The sequence below is a fragment of the Actinoallomurus sp. NPDC050550 genome (assembly GCF_040655075.1).
GTDB lineage: Bacteria > Actinomycetota > Actinomycetes > Streptosporangiales > Streptosporangiaceae > Actinoallomurus.
On record NZ_JBFAJC010000005.1, the window covers coordinates 304,454 to 325,350 of the forward strand.

Annotated in this window: 21 protein-coding genes and 4 tRNA genes; 18 read left to right on the forward strand and 7 right to left on the reverse strand. The window is 71.5% G+C overall.

The annotated features are described in order from the left end of the window. Positions 1-21: 21 nt before the first annotated feature. The gene (locus AB0I04_RS09800; RefSeq protein WP_360881593.1) at positions 22-636 is read right to left on the reverse strand and encodes a helix-turn-helix domain-containing protein; all 615 of its coding nucleotides are present in this window, start codon (positions 634-636) and stop codon (positions 22-24) included. A gap of 116 nt (positions 637-752) precedes the next feature. Here AB0I04_RS09800 and AB0I04_RS09805 point away from each other — a divergent pair, with 116 nt between their 5' ends. Further along, complete coding sequence (locus AB0I04_RS09805) at positions 753-1,070, forward strand: antibiotic biosynthesis monooxygenase family protein (protein WP_360881595.1); 318 nt, start codon at positions 753-755, stop codon at positions 1,068-1,070. Positions 1,071-1,157: 87 nt separating this feature from the next. Here the strand turns inward: AB0I04_RS09805 and AB0I04_RS09810 are convergent, their stop codons facing one another. Further along, positions 1,158-1,532: a MerR family transcriptional regulator gene (locus AB0I04_RS09810; protein WP_360881597.1), complete on the reverse strand. Its 375-nt coding sequence runs from the start codon at positions 1,530-1,532 to the stop codon at positions 1,158-1,160. A gap of 64 nt (positions 1,533-1,596) precedes the next feature. Here AB0I04_RS09810 and AB0I04_RS09815 point away from each other — a divergent pair, with 64 nt between their 5' ends. Genes AB0I04_RS09815 through AB0I04_RS09830 form a run of 4 tightly spaced genes read left to right on the forward strand, consistent with a single transcriptional unit; the run spans position 1,597 to position 3,820 of the window. Continuing rightward, a complete protein-coding gene (locus tag AB0I04_RS09815) occupies positions 1,597-2,805 on the forward strand; it encodes an MFS transporter (protein WP_360881599.1) in 1,209 nt (402 codons plus the stop codon). Between the two features lie 60 nt (positions 2,806-2,865). Continuing rightward, positions 2,866-3,264: a Scr1 family TA system antitoxin-like transcriptional regulator gene (locus AB0I04_RS09820; RefSeq protein WP_360881601.1), complete on the forward strand. Its 399-nt coding sequence runs from the start codon at positions 2,866-2,868 to the stop codon at positions 3,262-3,264. Further along, positions 3,264-3,716, forward strand: a complete 453-nt coding sequence (locus tag AB0I04_RS09825; RefSeq protein WP_360881603.1) for a DUF5753 domain-containing protein — start codon at positions 3,264-3,266, stop codon at positions 3,714-3,716. Before AB0I04_RS09820 ends, AB0I04_RS09825 begins: the two co-directional genes overlap by 1 nt. Beyond that, the gene (locus tag AB0I04_RS09830) at positions 3,713-3,820 is read left to right on the forward strand and encodes a DUF397 domain-containing protein (RefSeq protein ID WP_360881605.1); all 108 of its coding nucleotides are present in this window, start codon (positions 3,713-3,715) and stop codon (positions 3,818-3,820) included. Before AB0I04_RS09825 ends, AB0I04_RS09830 begins: the two co-directional genes overlap by 4 nt. A 78-nt stretch (positions 3,821-3,898) precedes the next feature. Here AB0I04_RS09830 and AB0I04_RS09835 read toward each other — a convergent pair whose 3' ends face one another. Next, positions 3,899-4,120: an aldo/keto reductase gene (locus tag AB0I04_RS09835; RefSeq protein WP_360881764.1), complete on the reverse strand. Its 222-nt coding sequence runs from the start codon at positions 4,118-4,120 to the stop codon at positions 3,899-3,901. 92 nt (positions 4,121-4,212) lie between these two features. On the opposite strand from AB0I04_RS09835, the gene AB0I04_RS09840 reads away from it, so the two are divergent. Further along, positions 4,213-4,614 (forward strand): hypothetical protein, encoded by a 402-nt coding sequence (locus AB0I04_RS09840; RefSeq protein WP_360881607.1) that lies wholly within the window; start codon positions 4,213-4,215, stop codon positions 4,612-4,614. A gap of 109 nt (positions 4,615-4,723) precedes the next feature. Here the strand turns inward: AB0I04_RS09840 and AB0I04_RS09845 are convergent, their stop codons facing one another. Further along, the gene (locus AB0I04_RS09845; RefSeq protein WP_360881609.1) at positions 4,724-6,151 is read right to left on the reverse strand and encodes an Ig-like domain-containing protein; all 1,428 of its coding nucleotides are present in this window, start codon (positions 6,149-6,151) and stop codon (positions 4,724-4,726) included. A gap of 271 nt (positions 6,152-6,422) precedes the next feature. On the opposite strand from AB0I04_RS09845, the gene AB0I04_RS09850 reads away from it, so the two are divergent. Together AB0I04_RS09850 and sigJ are read left to right on the forward strand one after the other, a co-directional pair. Continuing rightward, positions 6,423-7,160, forward strand: coding sequence for an NAD(P)H-binding protein (locus AB0I04_RS09850; RefSeq protein WP_360881611.1), 738 nt, complete (start codon positions 6,423-6,425; stop codon positions 7,158-7,160). Then, complete coding sequence (sigJ, locus tag AB0I04_RS09855; RefSeq protein ID WP_360881613.1) at positions 7,157-8,056, forward strand: RNA polymerase sigma factor SigJ; 900 nt, start codon at positions 7,157-7,159, stop codon at positions 8,054-8,056. The genes AB0I04_RS09850 and sigJ overlap by 4 nt, the downstream gene beginning before the upstream one ends. 50 nt (positions 8,057-8,106) lie before the next feature. On the opposite strand, the gene AB0I04_RS09860 is transcribed toward sigJ, so the two are convergent. Continuing rightward, on the reverse strand, positions 8,107-9,375 hold the full coding sequence (locus tag AB0I04_RS09860; protein ID WP_360881615.1) for an SGNH/GDSL hydrolase family protein: 1,269 nt from the start codon (positions 9,373-9,375) through the stop codon (positions 8,107-8,109). 143 nt (positions 9,376-9,518) lie between these two features. Between AB0I04_RS09860 and AB0I04_RS09865 the strand changes: the two genes are divergently transcribed. Beyond that, positions 9,519-9,591 (forward strand) — tRNA-Ala (locus tag AB0I04_RS09865). A gap of 66 nt (positions 9,592-9,657) precedes the next feature. Here AB0I04_RS09865 and AB0I04_RS09870 read toward each other — a convergent pair. Beyond that, positions 9,658-9,993, reverse strand: a complete 336-nt coding sequence (locus AB0I04_RS09870; RefSeq protein WP_360881617.1) for a hypothetical protein — start codon at positions 9,991-9,993, stop codon at positions 9,658-9,660. A gap of 94 nt (positions 9,994-10,087) precedes the next feature. Then, positions 10,088-10,825 carry a hypothetical protein gene (locus AB0I04_RS09875; protein WP_360881619.1) on the reverse strand — a complete coding sequence of 246 codons (738 nt, stop codon included), beginning with the start codon at positions 10,823-10,825 and terminating at the stop codon, positions 10,088-10,090. A gap of 211 nt (positions 10,826-11,036) precedes the next feature. Here AB0I04_RS09875 and AB0I04_RS09880 point away from each other — a divergent pair. The 9 genes from AB0I04_RS09880 (at position 11,037) to AB0I04_RS09920 (ending at position 20,745) form a co-directional block, all read left to right on the forward strand. Continuing rightward, a tRNA-Trp gene (locus tag AB0I04_RS09880) sits at positions 11,037-11,109 on the forward strand. A 28-nt stretch (positions 11,110-11,137) separates the two neighbouring features. After that, positions 11,138-11,210: transfer RNA gene (locus AB0I04_RS09885), tRNA-Trp, on the forward strand. A 162-nt stretch (positions 11,211-11,372) separates the two neighbouring features. Next, positions 11,373-11,444 (forward strand) — tRNA-OTHER (locus AB0I04_RS09890). A gap of 23 nt (positions 11,445-11,467) precedes the next feature. Beyond that, the gene (locus AB0I04_RS09895; RefSeq protein ID WP_360881621.1) at positions 11,468-13,402 is read left to right on the forward strand and encodes an SDR family NAD(P)-dependent oxidoreductase; all 1,935 of its coding nucleotides are present in this window, start codon (positions 11,468-11,470) and stop codon (positions 13,400-13,402) included. Beyond that, entirely contained in the window at positions 13,402-14,535 is a 1,134-nt protein-coding gene (locus AB0I04_RS09900) for a gala protein (protein ID WP_360881623.1), read from the forward strand. Before AB0I04_RS09895 ends, AB0I04_RS09900 begins: the two co-directional genes overlap by 1 nt. Continuing rightward, on the forward strand, positions 14,532-16,442 hold the full coding sequence (locus AB0I04_RS09905) for a hypothetical protein (RefSeq protein WP_360881625.1): 1,911 nt from the start codon (positions 14,532-14,534) through the stop codon (positions 16,440-16,442). Before AB0I04_RS09900 ends, AB0I04_RS09905 begins: the two co-directional genes overlap by 4 nt. Then, positions 16,439-18,340 (forward strand): ankyrin repeat domain-containing protein, encoded by a 1,902-nt coding sequence (locus tag AB0I04_RS09910; RefSeq protein ID WP_360881627.1) that lies wholly within the window; start codon positions 16,439-16,441, stop codon positions 18,338-18,340. Before AB0I04_RS09905 ends, AB0I04_RS09910 begins: the two co-directional genes overlap by 4 nt. Continuing rightward, positions 18,337-19,569, forward strand: coding sequence for an AAA family ATPase (locus tag AB0I04_RS09915; RefSeq protein ID WP_360881629.1), 1,233 nt, complete (start codon positions 18,337-18,339; stop codon positions 19,567-19,569). Before AB0I04_RS09910 ends, AB0I04_RS09915 begins: the two co-directional genes overlap by 4 nt. Before the next feature lie 3 nt (positions 19,570-19,572). Then, the gene (locus AB0I04_RS09920; RefSeq protein WP_360881631.1) at positions 19,573-20,745 is read left to right on the forward strand and encodes a VWA-like domain-containing protein; all 1,173 of its coding nucleotides are present in this window, start codon (positions 19,573-19,575) and stop codon (positions 20,743-20,745) included. Positions 20,746-20,897: the final 152 nt, after the last annotated feature.

Sequence of the window (20,897 nt, forward strand, 5' to 3'; positions counted from 1 at the left end):
CCGCCGATCCGCTCGTTCGGGTCAAACGTGATGTTGAGTCGCGAAGCCGTACAGGAGCAGGTCGGCGACCTGGGTCCCGATCGTCGACGGGTCGGTCTTCAGGCTTCGGGCGAATCGGAGGGTGATTCGCAGGGTGCCCGCGATCGCTTGCGGAAGGAGTTCGGCGGGGAGGTCCGCCCGCAGGCTCCCCCGCTCCTGGCCTCGTCGCACGAGTGCGATGACGGCCTCCTGCATCGCCTTGCCGGCAGGTGGCGGCGTAGGGCGCCGTACGTCCCCGGGCAAGGGCTGAAGATCGGTCCCGACGGACAGAAGCGGATAGCGCTGGGCGATCCCCGCCATCTCGATGATGAGCGTCCGAAGCGCGTCGACCGGATCCATGTCGTGGTCGATCTCCGTGATGACCTTCCCGGCCTCGGAGGCGGCCGCCTCGAAGATCGCGCGACGCAGCGCGTCGCGGTTCTGATAGCGCCGATAGACAGTGAGGCGTACCACCCCCGCCTCGTCGGCGATGCGCTGAATCGTCGCCTTGGGGTCTTCGGCGAGCACGCGCGCTGCCGCCTCGAGGATGAGCCGGTCATTGCGCTGAGCGTCGGAGCGGGGACCACGGCGTCGAGGTCCAGGCGAGTGTTCACGCACGGCCTTAAGTGTTACACACGAGGCACAGATATTTCTCTAACCTCGGGGACGAGCGGACCGGCAACCCAGACGAGGCAACGGCCGCCGCAACACATCTCCCGGAAAGAGGAACCGTCATGAACGTGATCCCGACAGCCGATCAGAGCGGCGTCCTGGCCCTCAACGTCTTCACCGTACGGCCCGAAAAGCAACAGGAATTGATCGACTGCATCCTCGGCGCCGGCGATGCGGCAGACGTTCCGGGACTGCTGTCGATGCACCTACTCCGCAGCCTGGACGGAACCCAGGTGATCAACTTCATGCACTGGACGAGTGAGGGTGAGCTCAAACGGGCCACGGCCAGCCACCCGGTCGTCAAGGCGACCAGAGAGCGGGTGGGCGACCTGATCGAGAGGGCCGCTCCCAACGTGTACGAGGTCATCCCCGTGGCCTGATGAGCATCGCGCCCTTGATCCCCGGCTTTCACTGCTCCCATGGCGCAGCGACGGCCAGGGATCACAGCGGGGTCTATGGCTCGCCTCTCACGGGCGATCGCGGACGCCGCCGAGTACGGCTTCGAGGTATTCGGCGATGGCGTCCCGGTTGCGGGTCAGGCACTCGATGCGATCGGTCATGCGGTCGCGTTCCCGTTCCAGCGTGCCGATCATCTCGGGGGTCGCGTCCGGGAAGTGGATGGACCGGGGCTTGTCGAGGCACGGCAGGATCTGCTTGATGATCCGGGTCGGCAGCCCGGCGTCGAGCAGGCCCCTGATCTGGATGACCCGGTCGACGAAGCGTGGATCATAATCGCGGTAGCCGTTCGCGCAGCGCTCGGAGACGATCAGGCCCTGCTCTTCGTAGTAGCGCAGCAGCCGCCGGGACGTGCCCGTGCGCTCTGACAACTCGCCGATGCGCATGTGCGTCACCTCATAGGGCCCCGGATTGACCTTCACATCTATGTGAAGGTTTGAGCATACGGGCATGGCCCTGAGCAATACAGAGCGACCTGTCCACTCACCTGCCGAGAACCGCCGGCTCCCCCTGTCGGCGCTGCTGGCGCTGGCGACCGCCGTCTTCATCACCAGTCTGACCGAGACCCTGCCCGCGGGCCTGCTGCCCGCGATGAGCGCGGACCTTCAGGTCAGCGAGTCCGCGACCGGACAGCTGGTGACGATCTATGCGCTCGCCACGGCGCTGACCGCGATCCCCCTGACCGCCGCCACGGCGGGATGGCGGCGCAAGCGCCTGCTGCTGCCCGCGATGACGGGGTTCGCCGCCGCCAACACGGTCACGGCCCTCTCGGCGAACTATCCCCTCACCATGGCCGCCCGGTTCGTCGCCGGAGTGGCGGCGGGCCTGGCCTGGGCGTTGCTGGCCGGATACGCACGCCGCCTGGCCCCCGCCCATCTCCAGGGCAGGGCGCTGGCCATCGCGATGGCGGGCATCCCGATCGCGTTGTCGCTGGGCGTGCCCGCCGGGACCTTTCTCGGCAAGTCGCTGGACTGGCAGACGGCGTTCCTGAGCATGACCGCGCTCACCGTCGTCCTCCTCGCCTGGATCGGCGCGGCTGTCCCCGACCACCCGGGCCGCCGGCAGAACGACCGGCCCTCCATCCTGGCCGCGCTGCGCGTCCCCGGTGTGACACCGGTCCTGTTCGTCACCCTGGTGTTCGTGCTCGCCCACACGATCCTCTACGCGTACATCGCGACCTTCCTCGACCGGCGGGGCATGGGCGGCTCCACCGACCTGGTGCTGCTGGTGTTCGGCGTCGCCTCCATGGTGAGCATCTGGGTCGTCGGCGCGCACATCCACCGCCGACTGCGAACCCTCACCATCGCCGCCACCCTCCTCGTCGCCGCCGCAGCAGCCGTGCTGGCCCTGTTCGCCGGAAGCCCTGCACTTGTGTACGGCGCCGCAGCGCTGTGGGGGCTCGGCTGGGGAGGCGTTCCCACCCTGCTGCAGACCGCCGTCGGCGACGCGGGCGGCGACCAGGGCGACGCCGCACAGGCCATGCTTGTCACCCTGTGGAGCGTCGCCATGGCCGGCGGTGGAATCATCGGCGGCGTCCTCCTCGACCACGTTGGCCCGGGATCGTTCCCGTGGAGCCTCCTGCTCCTTCTAGCCCCGGTCCTGCTGGTCGTCATCGCGGCCCGTACGCACGGCTTCCCGGCGAAACGCCACACCTCCTGAACGTTCACCCTGCGCGACTTTCCGTATTCGATTCGGCGCGGACGGTGACATGCCGGGCAGATGCCCTTCGCGAAAGCGCCCTCCGTACGCCTGCGCCGGATCGGATCGGCGCTGCGCAAGGCCCGTGAAGAGAACGGGATGACCGTGGACACGGCCAGCCGCCGCTACGGCCGTTCCACGGGCTGGCTCAGCACGCTCGAGAACGGCCTGCACCCCGTCGACCCGCAGGAACTTACCGACCTGCTCGACTTCTACGGCGTCCCCAAAGGCCCCCTCCGCGAGTCCCTCATCCACCTCGCCAAGCACGACCACAAGCAGTGGGGGCGCGCCTATGAGGGGCGCATCTCGTCCGCCGCTCTCGACCTCGCCAGTCTTGAAGAGGACTCAGCGCTAATTCGCAACTTCGAGCCGAACGTCATCCCTGGCCTTCTCCAGTCCGAGGCCTATGCCTCGCCCTGATGAAAGCCGGGCTCCGTAGTGTGAGACGGAACAGCGCCGAGCTCGTGCGGTTTCGGATGAAACGACAACGGGTTCTAACCAAACCCGGCCCGCCACGCCTTGAGGTGGTGATCGGTGAAGCCGCCTTGCGGCAGCAGGTCGGTGACCACTCGATAATGAAGGACCAACTCGAGCAGCTGATCAATGTATCCGGCCTAGCGCCGGTCACGCTGCATGTGCTTCCGTTGTCCGCCAACGTGCATCTCGGCATAGCAGGGCCGTTTCATATCCTGTCGCTCCGGCCACCCGGTCAGCTGATAGCGACGGTCGTCGAGGACTTCACCCAATGCACGTTCATCGAGAACGAGGCCAAGGTCGTCACGTACGAGAGGATCTTCACCTACTTCCAAGGCGCAGCCCTCGATCCTCCCTCTTCGCTTCGACTCCTCAAAGAGATAGCGTCAGCACCATGAATACTGCCGATCTCACCGGTGCGACCTGGCGCAAGAGCGCGCGCAGCGGATCCAACGAGGGCAACTGCGTCGAGGTAACGGTCGCATCGATCAGGAACCAATGAATACCCCGGAGACCTGACGAAAGAGCACCTTCAGCGGCTCGAACGAAAGCGACTGCGTCGAGGTGACGACCTGGACGGTCAGAGCCGGGTGACCCTCATCGACAGGTCGGCGAGGCGTTCGGTCTCCTCGTTGGTCAGCGCGATTCTCATCGCGCCGGCGGCCTCCTCGGCGTGGTGTGGTTTGGAAGCGCCCGGTGTGGCGACGACGGTGTCCCCGTAGTAGGTGATCAGCCACGCCAGTGCGACCTGGCCGATCGTGGCCTGATGCGCGTCGGCGATCTTGCGTAGTTCGTCGATCAGTGGAGCGGTGCGGTCGAGGTTCTAGTTGGATATGCCGGTCATCATTCGGCGCAGGCGTGGCAGTTTGGCGACCAGGTCGTTAGGTTCGGAGCATGGAAGGTGCGTTTCCGCCGTGTCCGATCCGTGGAGTGTGGGCGCGGTATGTGCGGCAGACGAGTTGTCCCAGTGACGTCGCGATCGTCCTCGTGGACTTCGAGCCGTGGGAGGAAGGCTTCACGTTCGAGGTCGCCGACAGCGCCACCGTCGAGGATCACTTCCACCCCGAGCTGCCCGGATACCGCGCCGCGCTGGCCGAAGGCATCCGGGAGGAGCTGGCGGAGCAGGTGACCGGCACACCGCTCGCGGTCGCGGTCGTCCTCCAGAAGATCCACGTGCATGAGGTCGACTCGCACGACGGAGCGTTTCGGATGGCGGGGCGCGTCGCCGTACGGGAGGCGCTTCTCCGGCTGAACGGCCCGCCGCCGAAGCCAAAGCGTCGCCGCGCACGCTCCTGAACGACTTGGCCGCGGGCCGAAACGGGACGGACACCGAAGCTCCTGTACAGCAGGGCGATCACCACAACCCCCTGCTGCACAGGAGCATTTGCGGGTCAGCGGTCGATCACTACGCCTTCGCCGCGGTCTTGGCCGTGGGCGGGCAGCGTGGGGTCTCGAAGACGACGCCGTCCAGAAGGTTGCCGGTCGATGGATTACCGCCCGCGGTCGACACCGACTCGAAGGAGAACCGGGTGACGGTCTGCCCAGGCGGGACGACGTACGTCCCGGTGTAGCGGCGCCAGCCGGTGTTGCCGTCGGTGATGTCCGGTGAGGAGGCTCCGGCGGGGATCTGGGCCACAGTCGCGCCAGGGGCTCCGATGAGCACATGCATGGTGTCGGTGCCCGCAACGCCCCGGTGATACAGCGACCAGGTCATGACGGTTCCGGGAACGGTGGGCAGGTCCTGATACAGCGTGGAGAACATGTTGGCGTTGAGTTCGGCGAACTGCTGCCCATCAGCTGATGGGACCCCGCTGTAGCCGGTACGCCAGAACTCCACCAGGTGGTCGGTGGCGGTGGTGTGCCAGCCGATGGCCGGGTTGGTCGAGGCGTCGGGGAGCATCTGGAACCCGGTCACCGGTGGCGCTTCGAAGCTGCCGTTGGTCAGGGTGACGGGCGTATCGGTGCATGGTACGGCGACGGTGACCTTGGCGGTGGCGGTTCCGCAGTCGGTGGCGATGGTGTAGGTGAAAGTGTCGGCGCCGACGAAGCCCGGAGCGGGTGTGTAGACGACGTTACCGCCGGAGATCGTCGCGGTCCCGGCCTTAGGCTGGGTGACGCTGGTGATCGTCGGTGCGGTCGCGGTGTCGTTGGCCAGGACGGGCACGCTGACGGGTTTGCCCTGGGTGGTGGCGGTGTCGTCGGCGGCGTTGGTGGGCGAGATGGACTGCCCGTTCACGATCTGGATCGGCGGGGCGGGCGTGTTGTTTCCGAGCTGGCCCGGAGCGGAGTTGTTGCTCCAGATCCCGACCGGCCGGATGGTCATGCTCCCGCCGATGGTGCCTTGCCTGACTCGGAAGGTGATGACCTGCGGGGGGGCGTCGCGTTTTCCTCCCGGCGAGGGGATCGTCAGGGTCGTGCCGCTGATGCTGCCGGCCCCCGACTGGCCGACCACATCGGCGTAGGCCAGCAGTGACGACACATCCCACGTGGTGCGGTACTGGGAGACCACCCACGGCCACTGAGCCGTGCGGTGCGTCAGAGTGAGGGTGAAGGTGCTGCCCGGTGCGATCTGCCCGCCCCACAGGGACGGTGAGGTGGTGACCGACACCGACCCGCTGCCCAGCCGCCAGCCGATGGGGTTCTTCCAGTAGTAGTCGACGGGGTAGGTCGCCTGCCCCTGCCGGACACAGGGCGCGTAGACGGTCCGCGTCTGCCGCACTCTGGGGGCGGCGTGCGCACCGGTACCGGCCGCCACCTGCGTTCCAACCGCGACCGCCAGCGCCAACAGGGCGCAGGCCGGCGCGGTGAGCGCGGATCTGAATCGTTGTGACATCAGCACTGAACTCCCGCTCTGTCGTGAGGGATGCCCTCGTAGATCGACTTCGCGAGCGACGCTACTAGATGTATTCGATCAATCACGCTAAGTATCTGATTGATGATCTCCGTGTCGCGCTCCAGGGCGTGCCTCCACGACCGGCCGTGGCCTACAAACTCAGCCGATCCCGGTCCGGATGTACAAAATGCCCGGCAACCGTGACCGCGGACCTGGAGCGAGTACGCAAGGGGGCATGTAACACATTCAGCGGCCATGTCGTCTCTAGGGCATGAGAATCGCTGTCGCTGGAGGAACGGGGACGCTCGGCCGGCATCTGGTCGAGGAGCTGCGCTCGCGCGGGCACGACGTGCGGGTGCTGAGCCGGAGCGCGGAGAAGTACCGGGTCGACCTGACGACCGGAGAAGGGCTCGACGAGGCCCTGGCGGGATGCGAGGTCGTGGTCGACGCGGCCAACGCGCAGAAGCAAGCGGCGGACACCCTCGTCGAGGGGTCGCGGCGACTGCTGGCCGCGGAGGAGATTGCGGGCGTAGGGCACCATGTCTGTGTGTCGATCGTCGGCTGTGACCGGATTCCGATGAGCTACTTCCGGGTGAAGGCCGAGCAGGAGCGGGTCGTCGAGGATGGCCGCGTTCCGTGGACGATCGTGCGCGCGACGCAGTTCCATGAGCTGGTCGACGCCACGTTCGCGTCGGGCGCGCGGTGGCGGGTGCTGCCGGTGCCGCGGGGCCGGCTGCAGTCCATCGCCGTCGCCGAGGTGGCGCGGGCGGTCGCCGATGCCGCGGAGGGCGCCCCGTACCGGCGGCGCGTCGACGTGGCCGGCCCGGAGGTCGCCGACATCCGGGACGTCGCCCGGACCTGGCGGTCGGTGACCGGCCGCCGCGTACTGCCCCTGCCCCTGCCGCTGCCCGGCGGGATCGGGCGGGCGCTGCGCTCGGGTGCGCTCACCAGCGATCGGCCCGACGTGCGCGGATCGACGCGCTTCGCATCATGGCTGGAGGCGCGATGACGGCGGCAGGGTCGAACCGCGACGGGACCGCCGATCAAGACGAGCTCGCGCGGGCGTTCGAAGCGGAGCGGCCGCGGCTGCTCAACGTGGCGTACGCGACGACCGGCTCCCTGGCCGAGGCGGAGGACTGCGTCCAGGAGGCGTGGCTGCGCCTTCGCCGGCTCGACGATCCGGCCGGGATCCGCGATCTGCGCGCCTGGCTGACGACGGCCGTCGGCCGGCTGGCGCTCGACGCGCTGGGCAGCGCACGCGTACGGCGTGAGCGGTACGTCGGCCCGTGGCTGCCCGAACCGCTCGTCAAGGAGGTCGACGACCCCGCCGACCGGGTCACGCTCGACGAGTCGGTGAGCATGGCGCTGCTCGTCGTCCTCGAGCGTCTGTCACCGGCGGAGCGGACGGCGTTCCTGCTCCATGACGTGTTCGGGCTGTCCTTCGGCGAGGTCGCCGAGGTCGTGGGACGCTCGCCGGGGGCGGTGCGCCAGCTCGCCTCTCGCGCGCGGCAGCACGTCGAGCAGGGCCTGCCGCGTTTCCCGCCCACGTACACCGAGCAGCGGAGGGTGGTCGCCGCGTTCGTGGCGGCGTGCCGGGACGGTGACCTGGAGGGGCTCGTCTCGGTGCTCGATCCCGATGTCACGTGGCGGGGCGACGGCGGCGGAAAGGTCTCGGCGCTGCGCCATGTCGAGCGGGGCGCGGCGAACGTCGCACGGAGGCTGCTGGCGTACGCCCGCATTCCGGTCGACGCTGTGCGGATCGTGGAGATCAACGGCGCTCCGGGGCTGGTCATGCGGGATGTCGGCGGCGTGCTGAGCGTCGTCGCGTTCACCGTCGACGGCGGCCGGATCACGGAACTCGACGTCATCCGGAACCCGGACAAACTGTCGGCCGTCAGCTTCTGAGACGTGCGGCGGGCCGGCGGTCTCGGTGAGGCCGGCGGCCCGCCTCGGCCTCACAGCCCGGCCAGGTCCACCGCGTCGGCCATGACGCGGTAGCCGGCGTCGTTCGGGTGCAGGTGGTCGCCGGAGTCGTACGCGGGGAGCATCGCGAGCGGGGCGGCCGGGTCACGGGTGACCGCGTCGAAGTCGACGACGCCGTCGAACGTGCGGCTGGTGCGGATGTACGCGTTGACCGCCTGCCGGGTGGCCTCGAGGGTGTCGTCGTACACCTTCCAGCCCTTGAACGGCAGGATCGTCGCGCCGATCACCTTGATGCCCCGGGCGTGGGCGCGGGCCGCGATGGTCTCGTACGCCGCCTCGAGCTTCTTCGGGTCGGTCTGGTGCGGCGTCTGCTGGATGTCGTTGATCCCTTCGAGGACGATGAGCGTACGGACGTTCGTCCGCGACAGGACGTCCTCATCGAACCGGGCGAGCGCGTTGACGCCGAAGGATCCGCCGTCGAGCAGGAGCCGGTTCCCGCTGATGCCGGCGTTGAGCACGCCCAGGCGCCGCACCGGCGGCAGGGCGCGGATGCGGTCGGCGAGGTAGTCCGGCCAGCGGTGGTTCGCCCCGACGGTCGACGCGTAGCCGTCGGTGATCGAGTCGCCGAGGACGGCGAGGCTGCCGCGCGTGGGCGGGTTCAGCACGTCGACGCCGGTGAGGTAATACCGCTGCCCGACCGTGCCGGTGTAGGCGTCACCGGACATGTCCCGCGCGTGGTCGCCGCCGGGAGCGTCGTACGAGATCTGCTGGGCGAGCGAGTGCGTGGTCACCGGGCCCGCGACGGCGGGAAGGTAGAGGGTGACGAGCAGGTCCGTCCCGGGCCGTACGGCGAGCGGGGTCGGGTCCGTGGCCAGGTCCGCTCCGGCCGGCACGGAGGCGGATCGCGCCCCGTGGAAGGTCACCTCGCGCATGGTGCCGGGAACGGCCGCCGCGCCGTCCGCGCCCGCCCGTACGGCGACGGTGGCATGCCCGAGGGTCAGCGGCTCGGTGCCGAACCTGTTCGACAGCCGGATCCGTACGGCCGCGCCACCCGCGCTGAGGTGCACGATGTTCCGGAGCGAGGAGCCGGACAGCGTGCCGGCCGGACCGGTCACGCCCTGGGCCGGTGACGCCTCCCAGGACCCCACCCAGCCGTGCCCCGGCTGCGTGGCGGACGCCGGACGGGCGGCCGCCTCGGCAGTCGGCGTGACCGCCATCCCGCATGCCAGGAGCACCGCCGCCGCGAGGACCCGTCCCCGTACCCGACCCCATCTCGATCGCTCCGCCGTCGCGCGCACCATCGAACCACCTGCCTCGGCTGGGAAAGCGCTTTCCGGATGGAACGTAAGACGCCTACCGAACCAGGGCAATAGGGCGGTCCACTATCGGCCGCCGACGGCCTTAGGGATCATTCGCCCCTTGTGTCGCTATCCTCGCTCGCGGCGAGGCCGTAGCGCAGAGGTCGTCGCGCCTGTTCTGCAAGCAGGAGGACGCCGGTTCGAATCCGGCCGGTCTCGCCCCCGTCCCGGTTCCCCGTCCAGCGGACACCGCCGGCGGTCGAGCGACCGCCGTTGCTCGGCACGTCACTGCCACCCGCTGAAGAAGTCCTCTGGGAGGTCGGGCAACGCGCACCGTAGCGCGGCGATGGGATCGGTGGCGAACAACGCGGTATTCGCCGGGTCGGCTTCGAGCCAGCGCATCACCGCATCGTTACGACCGATGAGCTGCTGCATCCCGGTGCAGAGCCGCTCGGCTCGCTGGGGATCGCGCTTTGCGATGTCCGCGAGCACCCCGTTGTTCGCCACGCTGAGGGTTGTCCCGTCCGCTGCGGACAGGAACGTCATCGTCGTGGTGGCACTCCCGAGTCGCGCGTTGGCACACCGCAACTGGACGAATCGCTGGTCTGGAGAAGCGGTCACGGGTGCGCCCCCTTGAGTGAACGTTTCAAATGCTTCATGTCCGGACCTCCAGGTCAGACGAAGAGCGGGTCGCCTCCGAGTCGGAGCGACGCGTTCAGGCCGGCGTAGTTGAGGCTGAAGCCCGAGCTGGCCGTCCACACGACAGGGCCGATGAGTCGAAGGAGGGCTGGGACGGGAAGGCATCACCGTCGTTCAACATGCACAAGAAGCACAGGGCACCGTCGCCGTCGCCGCCTTGAGAGACGAAGTACTGCCATTCGCCTGGATTGAGCCACGACGCCAGCTCCGGCGGCGTGGGGTTCACGTCGGCGAAGACGTAGGCGACCTTGTCCCGGTTCGCGAACAGCGCGTCGGCCATCAACCCCGACAGGATCCCCGTGGCCACCGCGTCCAGCCGGTTATCGGGATCGTTGATCTTCAAGGTTGCGACGTAGCCGGGATTGTTCTGGTCCGCGCCGGGATCCGGGTTGAAGGTCAAATGCGTCTGGTCGCCACTTCCGTTTTCCACCTGCTGGTCGCCTGTTCCGACCCAGCCGAGTGTTATCTGCAGTTCGGGCGTGACGCCACTGAGGTCGTAGCTGCCGACGATCGATCCGCCCGTCAGCGCGAGCGATTCCTGCTCGATGGGAATGTTGAGATTGACCAAGGAATTCTGCCCGCCCACCATCTGCCAGGGCGCGAGCCGAGCGTTCAGCGTGATCGTCGACCCGCTGTCCTGGTCCACTGCTAAATAGTCAATGGTCTGGTCGACGCTCTCGAGATTGCTAGTCAGGATCTCGTTGACCGTGTCGACGTTCAACGCGAAAACATAGTCATAGCCATAGGTTTTCATCAGTGAAAGCCTCCCAGCCACTTATTCAAGATGCACTGCGGCCGGCCGTCAATATTCCAGCGGTAAAGCATTTCCCTTAATGGCGAAAGTATTTATGTCGGTTTTGCCTCCGGGCATTTCGCCGGTAATCCCCCGGCGTCAGGTGGCACCGATCCGCGGGTGACGGCCCTTCGCCCTGCCCGCCGCCTGATGTCGCTACGCTCTCTCGCGCGAGGCCGTAGCGCAGAGGTCGTCGCGCCTGACTCCAGATCAGGAGGACGCCGGTTCGAATCCGGTCGGTCTCGCCCCGCATTCGTTACCCTCACCAGCGGCAGGGCCGTAGCGCAGAGGTCGTCGCGCCTGACGCCAAAGCGGGAGGACGCCGGTTCGAATCCGGCCGGCCCTGTCACTCACACCGGCCGATCCGGGCGGTCGGCACCGGCCACAGAGCGGGCGCGTCTTGGCGGTCGGCACCGGCCGCCGACGGGCCGGGTCTGCGCGCCTAGGAAGCGCATCCCTCCTGTTCAATCCCGAAGTGTCCGGGTTGTTCGCTACGCTCTCTCGCGGCAGGGCCGTAGCGCAGAGGTCGTCGCGCCTTACAGCAGGTTGGAGGACGCCGGTTCGAATCCGGCCGGCCTTGCCCTTTTTTCGTGGAGCAGATCGGTGGGGGTGTCCGTGGTCGTCGATCCCGACCGGCCCGGGAGCCGCCCGGCCGGATCCGGCACCGCCCCCGACCAGGCCGAGATCGACGCGTGCCTACGCGTGATGGAGCGGGCCCGCGCGGCGCATCCGGACGACCCCCGCTGGGCGGCCGTGCACGACGCCGCCGCGCAGCTGTACCGGGCGGGCAAGAAGGCGCGGAAGGCGTCCCGGCACGCCGACCGCAGACGGCACGATCGCGAGGCGACCGCCGCCGCGACCCGATACCGGGACCAGGACCCCGAGCCCGGTCGGCCAGGCGACCCGCCCGCGCCGTCGGAGCAAGGCGCCGCCCTGCAGTCCGGCCCACCGGGCGACCGGACCGTGACGTCGGCGCGACCGGAGCGGCATCCCATGCCGCCGCCTGGACCGTCGGCACGCCCCCCGGAGCAAGGCCCCGCCCTGCAGTCCGGCCCACCCAGCGACCGGCCCGTCGCGCCGGAGCGGCATGCCGTACCGCCGGACCACCGGCCCGCACCGACGATGCGCTCACCGGAGCAGGACCCCGGCCTTCGGCCCGGTCCGCCGGGCGACCGGACCGCGGGATCCGGGCGGCTGCTGGTCAAGGCGCGGCGCTGTTACGTCTGCAAGGCGCACTACCGGCTCATGCATCCCGAGTACCACCTGCTCTGCCCGGCGTGCGCCGAGGAGAATCTGGCCCGCCGGGACGCCCGGTGCGATCTGCGCGGCCGCCGCGCGATCGTGACGGGCGGGCGGGTGAAGATCGGTTTTCAGCTCGCGCTGAAGCTGTTGCGCGACGGCGCGGAGGTCCTGGTGACCACCCGTTTCCCGCGCGACGCCGCGCGCCGGTTCGCGGCCGTTCCCGACGCCGGCGACTGGCTGGACCGGCTCCGCGTGCACGGGGTCGATCTGCTCGACCTGGCCGCCGTGGCGGGTCTGCTGGAGGCCGCGCACCGGGAGTTCCCGTCCCTGGACATCCTCGTCAACAACGCCGCCCAGACGATCCGCCGCCCCGCCGCGTACCACCGTGAGGTGCGCACGGCCGAGCACGACCCCCTCACCGGCCTCGCTGCCCGAATCGACGTGACCGATGCCGCGACCGTCGGCGGCGCTTCGGTGCCCTTCGGGCCCGCGCCCGCCATCGGCGCTTCCATGCTCCTAGGACCGGCGACCACGCCCGGCGCGCCCTCACCGCCCCATCCGGGAGCCGCGCCCGGCGCGCCCTCGCTTCCCCATGCGCCTGCCGCGCCCGGCGCATTCCCACGCCCCCGTCCGCCGGTCGGACCCGGCGCGCCCTCGCTCTCCGAGGCCGGGACCGGCGAGCCCGTGCCGGTGGCCGGGCTCCCGGACCGCTCCCCCGACGGCATGACGGCGGTCGCGGCGTGGGACGACACCCTCGAGGCGCTGTTCCCCGCCGGGCGTACGGACGAGACCGGGCAGCCGCTGGACCTGCGCGACATCAACAGCTGGAGCCTCCGGCTGCACGAGGTGGATCCGGCCGAGTGGCTGGAGGTCCACCTGGTCAACTCCTTCGCGCCGTTCCTGCTGACGTCGCGGCTGCGCGGCCTGCTGGAGGCGTCGCCGTGGCCGGACCGGTACGTCGTGCAGGTGTCGGCGATGGAGGGCAGCTTCTCCCGCGGCCACAAGACCGTGCGCCACCCGCACACGAACATGGCCAAGGCCGCCCTGAACATGCTGACCCGTACCGCTGCGGCCGACTACGCGGCGTCCGGCGTCTACATGACCAGCGTGGACACGGGCTGGGTGACCGACGAGCGCCCGCACCCGGACAAGGCCGTGCAGCGGGAGGCGGGGTTCCGCCCGCCGCTGGACGTCATCGACGGCGCGGCCCGGGTCTACGACCCGATCGTGCGCGGGGTGGGCGGGGAGCGCCTGTCCGGCCTGTTCCTGAAGGACTACCGACCGGTGGATTGGTGATGACCGAGCCGACGCCCGTACGCTGCCCCGCGATCGAGCACCCCGACGTTCCGCCGGCCGATCCGGCGGACCTCGCGCCGCTTCTCGCCCGCCTCGCCGACCCGGCCCCGGTGGCCGCGGACGAGACGTTCCCGCTCGGCACGGTGCGCCCGGACGGCCGGGTGGACCTGTGCAAACAGGGACTGGGCCCGGCGGGCGCCGCCCTGCTGCTGCCCGTCGCCGCCGCCTCGCCGCACGCCGTACACGTGCTGCTCGGCACGAACGCGATCGGGGACGACGGAGCCCGGACGGTCGCGGACGCGCTGGTCCCCGGGCACGGTGTGGAGACGGTGTACCTCGGCTGCAACCGCATCGGCGAAGCGGGTACGGAGGCGCTCGCCGACCGCCTGGCCGCGGACACCACCGTCCGCGCGCTCTGGCTGAAGCGCAACCCGATCGGCGACGCGGGAGTGCGCGCCCTCGCCGGCGCGCTGCGCCGGAACACCACGATCCGCACCGTCGACCTGGTGAACACCGGCCTGACCGCCGACGGACTGCGGGCGATGCTCGCCGCGTTCGCCGACCGGCCCGTACCGGTGGAACGCGTCTTCCTCGGCGGCAACGGGCTGGGCCCCGAGGCGGCCGACGTGCTGGCCGCGCTCATCCGGGACGCCGGTGTCCGCGAGCTGTACGTCCCGGCGAACCACCTCGGCGACGCAGGGGCCGCCGCACTCGCGGCGGCGGCCGATCCCGCCCGCCCGGTCCGGCTGGGACTCGGCGGCAACGGCATCGGCCCGGAGGGCGCCCGCGCGCTGGCCGACGCCCTCGGCGGCCTCGAGGCGCTGGACCTGGGCCGGCCGCCCTCCGAGCGCAGCCTCGGCGCGCCCGCCAACGTCACCGGCGACGCGGGCGCCGCCACCCTGGCCGCCGCGCTGCCCGGCAGCCCGCTGCGCCGGCTCGAACTCCGCCGTACGGGGGTCACCGGCCGCGGTGCGAAGGCCGTGCTGGCCGCCGTGCCCGAGGACACCCGCCTGGAGTACGTCGGGTTCGGCCCCGGCGTGCCCCGGCGGGTCAAGCGAGCGCTCGCGCCCCGGCTGCGGCCGGCCTCAGGTCCCCACCCGGACGTACACGCCATCGCGAGCCTCTACCGATGAGCGCCGTACGGGTCCCGTCCCGCTCTTACCCTCCGCACGAAGCGTCGCGGCTGCGGCGGGTCCGGCGGTACGCGGTGCCCCGGTGGATGATCGAGCAGGCCACCGAGCGACGCCTCGCCGGCGACTGGCGCGGCGCCTGCGCCGCGGCCAACGTGGACATCGCCTTCGACCTCGCCGAGGTCGCGAACGAGCACGGCGACGCCGTCGCGGCCGCGATCGAGGAGGACCTGCTCCACTTCGCCCCGGACCTACTGCGCTGGCACCTGCCCCGCCTCGACCGGGGCCACACGACGCTCGTCCCGGACCAGAGGGTGATCCTGAACCATCCGGCGGGCGCACCGGCCCTGTACATCAGGACGCCGCGCTGGATGGCCCACGGTCCGCAGCGGCCGACCCTGTGCGTCGGGAACGTGCCCCAGGAGGAGGTCTACCTGGAGACCGACGTGGCGTACGCCGCGTTCTGGCGCAACATCGTCCAGGACTGGAGCGCCGCGCGGCACCTCTGGGACGTACGGCACGTCGGCGAGCTGCGGGAACGCTGCGGCGGCGACGAGACCCGGGCACCCTTCTTCGACAGCGACGGCACCCCGCGCACGAACCTCCCGGACGGGTGTACGGGCGTCACCGACGGCACCTCCCGCATGAACCCCCCGGACGGGCGTACGGGCCTCACCGACGGCACCTCCCGTACAAGCCTTCCCGACCTCGCGCCCGGCCCCGGCGACGCGGCGGCGCTCACCGAGTGGGTCACCCTGCTGCACGAGAGGGACGAGGTCGCGGCGGCGTTCGCCGCCGCAGGCGTCGAGTTGGACACCGATCCGGTCGAGGTCGACTCCTACTACAGTGCGCCCGAGGTCGATCCGCTCGCCGTGTTCGAGCGGATGCCGCTGGCCCTCACCCGGCTGGAGCCCGAGATGCGGCGGCTCGCCGCGCGGTCGGGGCGGAACCGGTTCTGGATCCCGTACCGGCAGTACGCCGCCATCCTGTTCGAGCTCGACGGATCCGGGGCGGGCGTACGCGCGCGGGTGGCCGCGTTCGAGATGTACGACGACCCGGACGACGCCGACGTGCTGCCGGAGGCGTGCTGGCGCCGGCTGCCCGACCTGGATCTGCTCCGGGACGGGCGTACGCCTCCTGAGCAGCTGCACCCGCTCGTCCGGGAGGCCCTGTTCCCCGCCCGGAAGGCCGCCGACGGCCCGGTCGGACCGCCCGATCCCGGGCCTCCCGCCCCGGTCCGCGTCCGGTGCAAGGGCGAATGGCACGAGGTCGCGTCTCGGAAGGGCGTCATCCACATCCCGCACGACGAGGAGGAGCAGCGGCGGGAGAGCGCGCTCCGGGCGTTCGGCGGCGCGATCGCGGGCTGCTTCGCCGTACGGGAGACGTGGGCGTCGGGGGCCGGACGGCTGCCGAAGGCCCTGCGCGCCCAGCGGGACGAGCTGTTCGCGCGGATCCAGCACGGCGACGCTCCTGGCGTGCTCGCGCTGCTGGACGCCGGTGTCGACCCCCGGGTGCGCGACGGCCGAGGACGCACGCTGCTGCACTTGCTGCATCTGCTGGACCGGGGCGCCGATCCGCGCGTGCGCGGCGCCCGGCGGCGCGAGGTCGCCCACACCTTGCGCCTCCTCGACCACGACGGGCTGCTCGCCCGGCTCCTCGCGGCGGGGCTGGACATCGAGGCCAGGGACGCGGAGCGCCGCACGCCGCTGTTCACGGCCATCTGCTGCGACGGCTCGACGGCGCTCGTCCGGGCCCTGCTGGCCGCCGGGGCGCGGATCGACGTGTCCGGTGAGATCCACGGCGAGGAGCTGTCGCTCTACCGGCTGATCGAGTGGCAGGGGCGCGACGACCTCGGCTTCATCACGGAGCGGATCGAACGCGAGTACCCGGAGCTGACCGAAGAAGAGTGAACGTCATCGGCACTCCCCACACCGCGCGCCGCCGTACGCGGTCGAAGTCCTACACATCGGACACAGCGGGACACCTGCGGCGGGTCCGGCGGTATGCCGTGCCCCGGTGGATGATCGAGCAGGCCACCGAACGACGCCTCGCCGGGGACTGGCGCGGCGCCTGCGCCGCGGCCAACGTGGACATCGCCTTCGACCTCGCCGACATCGCGCACGAACACGGCGACGCCCTCGCGGCCGCGATCGAGGACGACCTGCGCCACTTCGCACCCGATCTGCTGCGTTGGCACGTGCCCCGGATCCTGAGCGACCGAACGACGATCCGCGTCGACCATCAGGTGGTGCTGAGCGCCGTACGGACCGTGGCGCGCGAGTCCGCCGACGCCGGGCCGACCGGTCCCTGGGACCGGTCCACGGCCACTCCGTGCCTGCACGTGACGACGCCCACGGGGCCCGACGCGCCGCAGCGCCTCGTCCTGCGCTTCGGCCGGGTCGACGAGCGGGACGGGTCACAGTGGGCCGCGTGGCGCGTCCACGACTGGACCCGGGGGCGGCACCTGTGGGACGTACGGCACGCCGGCGAGCTGCGCGAACGCTGCGGCGGCGGGGACCGCGCGCCGTTCTTCGAGGCCGACGGCGGCCCTCGTACGGCGCTCCCGGAGGCCGCGCCCGGCCCCGCCGATCCGGCGGCGCACACCGAATGGGTCACCCTGCTCCACGAACGCGGCGAGGTCGAGGCCGCCTTCGCGGCCGCCGGGATCGAGCTGGACGCCACCCAGCCCACCATCCTCCGGTCCTACCGGATGGAGCCCCTGGCCCTCCTGGAGCGGCTGGATCTGGCCCTGACCCGTCTCGAGCCGGAGATCCGGCGACTGGCGGACCACGGCCACGGGAACCGCTATCAGATCCCGACCCTGTACCACGGGGAGATTGCCGTGCTCCTCGAGCGGCTCGACAGCGGTGGCCTGCGTGCCAGCCTCGCCCGCCAGGTCAACACCGGCCCCCCTGTGCTGCCCGAGGCCTGCTGGCGGCGGCTGCCGGACCTCGACGCCGTGCGGTACGGCGACGTGGACCCGGAACACCTGCACCCGCTGGTGCGTGCCGCGCTGTTCCCCCGCCGGGCGGACCCCGACGGCCCGATCGGTCCCCCGGATCCCGAGCCTCCCGCCCCCGTACGGGTCCGCTGCCGCGGCGACTGGCACGTCGTCGCGTTCCGCGACGGGGCGCTGCGGGTGCCGCACGGGGAGGACGAGCAGCTGCGGGAACGCGCCATGGAGGCGCTGGGCGGCACCGTCACCGGCTGCTTCGCCGTGCTCCCGGTGGTGCGATCCGGCAGGGGCCGGCTGCCGAAGGCGCTGCGCGAGCAGCGGCGTGAGCTGTTCGCCCGCGTCGAGCACGGAGACACACCGGGGGTGCTGCGGCTCCTCGACGCCGGAATGGACCCCCTCATCCGCGACGGCCGGCGGCGCACGCTCCTGCACCTGCTCCCCCTGCTCGACCATGAGGCGCTGCTGCCGCGGCTCCTGGCGGCGGGTCTGGAAGTGAACGACCGGGACGACCTGGAGTCCACCCCGCTGCACGCCGCGGTCGGCGGTGGCGGGTCGGCCGGGCTCGTCCGGGCGCTGCTGGCCGCCGGGGCGTCGGTGGAGGCCGTGAACCAGGACAGGGGCACGCCGCTGCTCGTCGCCGTGGGCCGGGGCGCCCCGGTCGCCGTCGTGCGTCAGCTGCTGGCCGCCGGGGCCCGGCGGGACGTCACCGACCGCTGGAGCTTGTCAGTGCGCGACCACATCCATCGGTGCAAGCGCCGCGACCTGGCCTTCCTCAAGAAGGAGCTGGATCGCGACCACCCCGGCCTCGGCCGCGGCCGGTGGCCGTGGCCCTTTGAGGAAGAGGAAGATTGAACACCGCCGACATCCCCGCCAAGGATCCGCGGGCCGCCGCCGACGCATCCGGGAAAGACGCCCTGTCCGCCGCCGACGACCTGGTCCGTCGCCTCGACGCGCGGCGCACGGAGCCGGCGGCGAACCCGCAGCTCGAGGCGCTGGCCCTCGCGGTGTCGGCGAACCTGCCCGTGCTGCTGTGGGGCGAGCCGGGCATCGGCAAGTCCGCCGGCCTGCGGCAGCTGGCCGACTCGCTCGGCGTCCCGCTGGAGACGGTCATCGCCAGCGTGCACGAGCCGTCCGACTTCGCCGGCCTGCCCATCGTCGGTGACGACCCCGCCGCCACGGGCGTGCCGATGGCCCCGCCGGACTGGGCGGTCCGCCTGGCCACGGCAGGGCACGGCCTCGTGTTCTTCGACGAGCTGTCCTCCGCTCCCCCGGCCGTGCAGGCCGCACTGCTGCGCGTCGTCCTCGAACGCCGCGTCGGCAGCCTGACGCTCCCCGAGCCGGTCCGCGTGGTCGCCGCCGCGAACCCGCCGTCGAGCGCCGCGGACGGCTGGCACCTCAGCCCGCCCCTGGCCAACCGGTTCGTCCACCTGCGCTGGACCCACGATCCCCGTACGGTCGCGCGGGGCATGGCGGGGACCTGGCCGGCCGTGTCCCTGCCGCGCGTCGACCCGTCCCGCGTGCCGAGCGCGGTGGCGCGGGCCCGCGGGGTGATCTCCGGGTTCCTCACGGCGCGGCCCGGTCTGGCCCACAGCCTGCCCGGTGACGCGGAGAGCCGCGGCGGCGCGTGGCCGTCGCCGCGCACCTGGGAGATGGCGCTGCGGCTGCTCGCGGCCGGGTACGCCACCGGGGCCGACGACAAGGCGGTCGCGGCCGCGCTGATCGGCGCCGTCGGCGACGGCGCCGGGATGGAGCTGCTCAACTACCTCGAACAGCTCGACCTGCCCGACCCGAACCGCGTCCTCGCCGATCCCGACGCCTTCGCCCTGCCGACGCGCGGCGACCGGCAGCTCGCGTTCCTGACCGCCGTCGTCTCGGCGGTCCAGAGCGACCTGACCCGGCGGCGCTGGGAGGCCGGCTGGGCGGTGCTGGCCAAGGCGGTGGACGCCGGGGTTCCCGACATCGCGGCCCGGGCCGCCGCCGACCTGGCCGCGCTGCGCGACACCGACTGGGCGGTACCGAGCGGCATCGACGCCTTCGTCGACCTGCTGCGGCTGTCCGGGGCCCTGCCGGGAGGCGGCTGAGCGATGGCCGAGCTCGACCGGGTCAAACTCCTCGCGGCGCGGTACCGGGCCGCGACCGACCGGCCGTACCTCGCGTCCGCGCTGTACTCGCTGACGGTCGTGCCGAGCACCCGGGTGCCGACGATGGCCGTCGACCGGCACTGGCGGTGCTACGTGTCGCCGGCGTTCGTCGCGGAGACGCCGGTGCCCGAGCTCGCGGGCGTCTGGATCCACGAGGTGGCGCACCTGCTGCGCGACCACCACGGCCGCGCCGAGCGGCTGCCCGCCGCAGACCAGGGCGACCGGCTACGCGTCAACGTGGCCCAGGACTGCGAGATCAACGACGACCTGCTCGACGACGGGCTGGCGCTGCCGGACGGGCGGGTGGAGCCCCGGACGTTCGGCCTCGACGCGGGCGGGCTGTTCGAGGAGTACCTCCCCCACCTGCCCCCATCGGTGACGTGCTCCGACTGCGGCTCCGGAGCCCACGGAACGCCGGGCGACTGGGAGATCGCCGACCCCGGTGGGGTCAGTTCGGTCGAGGCCGACGCGCTGCGGCGGCACACCGCCGAGGCCATGCGCGCGCACCAGCGCAACCGGGGCACCCTCCCAGCGGGCTGGCAGCGCTGGGCCGACCAGGTCCTCGAACCGACCGTCGACTGGCGCCGCGTGCTCGCAGGCGCCGTACGCGAGGCGGTCGCCTGGGCGGCCGGAGCGGTCGACTACACCTACCGGCGCCCGTCCCGCCGCACCGCCGCACTGCGCGGCGTGGTCCTGCCGAGCCTGCGCCGCCCGCTGCCCGCCGTCGCGATCGTGGTGGACACGTCCGGGTCGATGGGCGAGGACGAACTGGCGGCGGCCCTCGGCGAGGTGACCGGCGTGCTGCGCGAGGTCGGCGTCGGCGGGAACCGGGTCACCGTGCTGGCCTGCGACGCCGACGTCCACGCAGCGTCCCGGGTGACGTCCGCGCAGCAGGTCACCCTCGCCGGAGGCGGCGGCACCGACATGCGGATCGGCATCGCGGCCGCCCTCGCCCTGCCCGAACGGCCCGGCGTCGTGATCGTGCTGACCGACGGTTACACGCCGTGGCCCGAGGAGCCCTCGTCGGCCCGCCTCATCGCCGCCCTCATCGGCGAGGACGCCCCGCCCCCGCCGACCTGGGCCGAGACCGTCCACGTCACCGACCGCTCCGCGTGAGCTGACGCGCGCCGCCCGGCCCGAGGAGCGCGGGGAGCGTGAGCGCGTCGGGCACCCGCGGACCGCGTTCGCGTCGGCGAGCGCCCTCCGACACAGGTTGCGGAGCGTCTGAATCTCCGTGAAACCATGTCCTGCATCTGAGGCCGGACCGT

Coding starts and splice junctions, on each gene's coding strand:
- AB0I04_RS09825 (WP_360881603.1), top strand. CDS start 3,264: ATGAAAGCCGGGCTCCGTAGTGTGAGACGGAACAGCGCCGAGCTCGTG.
- AB0I04_RS09875 (WP_360881619.1), bottom strand. CDS start 10,825: ATGAAAACCTATGGCTATGACTATGTTTTCGCGTTGAACGTCGACACG.
- AB0I04_RS09905 (WP_360881625.1), top strand. CDS start 14,532: ATGAGCGCCGTACGGGTCCCGTCCCGCTCTTACCCTCCGCACGAAGCG.
- AB0I04_RS09860 (WP_360881615.1), bottom strand. CDS start 9,375: ATGGTGCGCGCGACGGCGGAGCGATCGAGATGGGGTCGGGTACGGGGA.
- AB0I04_RS09850 (WP_360881611.1), top strand. CDS start 6,423: ATGAGAATCGCTGTCGCTGGAGGAACGGGGACGCTCGGCCGGCATCTG.
- AB0I04_RS09805 (WP_360881595.1), top strand. CDS start 753: ATGAACGTGATCCCGACAGCCGATCAGAGCGGCGTCCTGGCCCTCAAC.
- sigJ (WP_360881613.1), top strand. CDS start 7,157: ATGACGGCGGCAGGGTCGAACCGCGACGGGACCGCCGATCAAGACGAG.
- AB0I04_RS09820 (WP_360881601.1), top strand. CDS start 2,866: ATGCCCTTCGCGAAAGCGCCCTCCGTACGCCTGCGCCGGATCGGATCG.
- AB0I04_RS09810 (WP_360881597.1), bottom strand. CDS start 1,532: ATGCGCATCGGCGAGTTGTCAGAGCGCACGGGCACGTCCCGGCGGCTG.
- AB0I04_RS09900 (WP_360881623.1), top strand. CDS start 13,402: ATGACCGAGCCGACGCCCGTACGCTGCCCCGCGATCGAGCACCCCGAC.
- AB0I04_RS09845 (WP_360881609.1), bottom strand. CDS start 6,151: ATGTCACAACGATTCAGATCCGCGCTCACCGCGCCGGCCTGCGCCCTG.
- AB0I04_RS09830 (WP_360881605.1), top strand. CDS start 3,713: ATGAATACTGCCGATCTCACCGGTGCGACCTGGCGCAAGAGCGCGCGC.
- AB0I04_RS09920 (WP_360881631.1), top strand. CDS start 19,573: ATGGCCGAGCTCGACCGGGTCAAACTCCTCGCGGCGCGGTACCGGGCC.
- AB0I04_RS09840 (WP_360881607.1), top strand. CDS start 4,213: ATGGAAGGTGCGTTTCCGCCGTGTCCGATCCGTGGAGTGTGGGCGCGG.
- AB0I04_RS09815 (WP_360881599.1), top strand. CDS start 1,597: ATGGCCCTGAGCAATACAGAGCGACCTGTCCACTCACCTGCCGAGAAC.